This is a genomic window from Silanimonas sp. (genome assembly GCF_027531545.1).
Classification (GTDB): domain Bacteria; phylum Pseudomonadota; class Gammaproteobacteria; order Xanthomonadales; family Xanthomonadaceae; genus Silanimonas.
Genome location: NZ_JAPZSC010000027.1, coordinates 1 through 3011, shown reverse-complemented (window position 1 = coordinate 3011; position 3011 = coordinate 1). Strand labels below are relative to the sequence as shown.

General features: G+C 67.2%; 1 protein-coding gene. It reads left to right on the top strand.

The features are described 5' to 3' along the window. The first annotated feature begins 402 nt into the window (after positions 1-402). A complete protein-coding gene (locus O9280_RS13990; protein WP_298344024.1) occupies positions 403-2928 on the top strand; it encodes a DNA methyltransferase in 2526 nt (841 codons plus the stop codon). The last annotated feature ends 83 nt before the right edge of the window (positions 2929-3011 follow it).

Genomic DNA, 3011 nt, shown 5'->3' with positions numbered 1-3011 from the left:
CCTGGCCCGCGCGTTGACCCCAACCAGGCCCGCAGCCCAAGCCGGGGAAGGGGTAAACACGCCCGCCGGCCGCGCATCCAGCACTCAACCGTGCCGAATGGCCCCCGCCGCGCCACTCCGGGCCACGATCCGTGCCTCAGGCCCCTGCCAGACTCATCCAGTACGTCACTCGTGAAAGATCCAGGCTAGGACAGGTGTCGTATTGACGCACTTCTATCCGGTTTCCTATCCGGTCAGAGCGACGCGTTGCCGCCGGGGCGCTGGCTGAGCATCCAACCGCGCCGAGTACGGTCACGGGCAGCTAGGGATGATCCTCGAAGGCTGGAAGCTGCATTGCCTGAAGCACACTTGAGCCCAACAAGAGTGCCTGGGCGCTGGGGCCAAGGCGAGGGAGCAGCAAGATTGGACGTAGACGCCTTCGTAGCGAAGTGGGCTGGGTTCGCGGGCGGATCCGAGCGAGCGAACTACCAGCTGTTCATCGTCGAGCTCTGCGCGCTGCTGGGCGTCGACACACCGACCCCGTCCGGCGACGACACCCGCGACAACGCCTACGTCTTCGAGCGCCGCGTTACCTTCGCCCACGGCGACGGCAGCACCAGCGCCGGCTTCATCGACTGCTACAAGCGCGGCGCCTTCGTCATGGAGGCCAAGAAGGTCAAGGCCGCCGCGCATACCAAGGGCTTCGACGACGCGCTCCTGCGCGCCCGAGCCCAGGCTGAGGGCTACGCTCGCGCCCTACCTGCCTCTGAGGGCCGCCCACCACTCCTGGTGGTCGTCGACGTGGGCCACGTGATCGAGCTCTACGCCGAGTTCACCCGCAGCGGCGCCACCTATGTCCCGTTCCCCGACGCTCGCAGCCACCGCATCCGGCTGCAGGACCTAGCCGACGAGGGCATCCGCGAGCGCCTACGGCTGCTCTGGACCGACCCGATGGCTCTGGACCCGGCCCGGGCGAGCGCAAAGGTCACGCGCCAGGTGTCGGACCAGCTGGCGCGCCTGGCGCGCAGCCTGGAGGCCGATGGGCACCGGCCCGAAGCCGTAGCCGGCTTCCTCACCCGCTGCCTGTTCAGCATGTTCGCAGAAGACGTGGGCTTGCTGCCGAAGGCCGCCGAGGGCCGCGGCGCCTTCGCCTCGCTGCTGCAACGTCACCAGGACGATCCTGAGACGCTGCGCCAGATGCTCGCGGTGCTGTGGGCCGACATGGACCGCGGCGGGTTCAGTCCCGCGCTCGCCGCCCAGGTGCTCCGCTTTAACGGGAAGCTGTTCAAGGGCGCCGGCGCCGACGACTACGTGTTGCCGCTCACCCGGGCGCAGATCGAGGCCCTGCTGGTCGCGGCGAGCTCTAACTGGCGCGAGGTCGAGCCCTCGATCTTCGGCACGCTGCTGGAGCGCGCGCTCAACCCCGACGAGCGCCATGCTCTCGGCGCGCACTACACGCCCCGGGCCTACGTCGAGCGCCTGGTGCTGCCGACGGTCGTCGAGCCGCTGCGCGCCGAGTGGTCGGATGCCCAGGCGGCCGCGCTGCTGCTGTCGATCGAGGCGAGGGGCCTGGAGGGCAAGAAGCGCGACGACAAGCTGGCCGAGGCCCGGGCGACGGTCAAGGCGTTCCACCACCGGCTGTGCACCGTCCGCGTGCTCGATCCGGCCTGCGGCAGCGGGAACTTCCTGTACGTGACGCTGGAGCACTTGAAGCGGCTGGAGGGCGAGGTGCTCGAGCAGCTGCAGGCGCTCGGCGAGTCGCAGAGCCGGCTCGGCTTCGAGGGCGAGACGGTGACGCCGCAGCAGCTGCTCGGCATCGAGATCAACGAGCGCGCCGCGGCGCTGGCCGAGCTCGTGCTGTGGATCGGCTACCTGCAGTGGCACATCCGCACTTTCGACAGCGCCAGCGTCGCCGAGCCGGTAATCCACGACTACCGCAACATCGAGTGCCGGGACGCGGTGCTGGCCTGGGACCGGGAGGAGCCGATGCGCGACGACGCCGGCAACCTGGTCACGCGATGGGATGGGCGAACGTACAAGACGCACCCAGTGACCGGTGCCCAGGTGCCCGACGAGGCGGCGGTGGTGCCGCAGTGGCGCTACGTGAACCCGAGGCCGGCGGAGTGGCCGGCGGCCGACTTCATCGTCGGCAACCCGCCGTTCATCGGGAACAAACGCATGCGCGACACCTTGGGCGACGGCTACGTTGAGGCGCTGCGTGGCGCGTGGCAGGCCGTTCCCGATAGCGCAGATCTGGTCATGTACTGGTGGCACCACGCTGCCGAGACGGTGCGAGCAGGACATGCACAGCGATTCGGGCTGATCACCACCAATAGCATCACCATGTCATTCAACCGGCGCGTGGTGGAACGGCAGATGGCAGAAGTGCCGGCGCTGTGCCTGGCGTTCGCTGTTGCCGATCACCCGTGGGTCGACGAATCCGGTAGCGCAGCAGTGCGCGTCGCTATGACAGTGGGCGCTACGGGCCAAGTCATCCCGCGACTAGGTGAGGCAGTGGATGAACCCGGGCTGCGCAACGCGACCGTCGGTTACCTGGCGTCCAAAATCGGCAGGATTCAAGCAGACCTAACGATTGGGGCGGGCGTGCGTTCGCTCGCCCGCTTGCGCGCTAACGAAGGGTTGGTTTTTCAAGGTGTCATTCCCATCGGGGATGGGTTCAAGCTCCGACCAGAAGATCTCGGCAAGCTAGGGTTCAGCAGCGAGGATCGGCCGCAGGTCCTGAAGCCGTATGTCATCGAGGCGGACATTGTTCGCGTTCCGAAACCGAAGTGGATCATTGACTTCTTTGGTCTAGAAGAGACACAAGCGCGCGATAGCCACCCGGCCCTCTTCCAACGCGTTCTCACGACAGTCAAGCCACTGCGCGACTTGAACGGCGTTGTCCCGTTCCCTGTTGAACCGAGACCGGTGACGGTTCCAATTGGATGATGCTACGCGGCCTTTCGGAGCGTTGCGGTTTCGGCTTCAGGACGACGAGCCTCCAGGGCCTTGAGCAGGCTGCGCATCTGGCT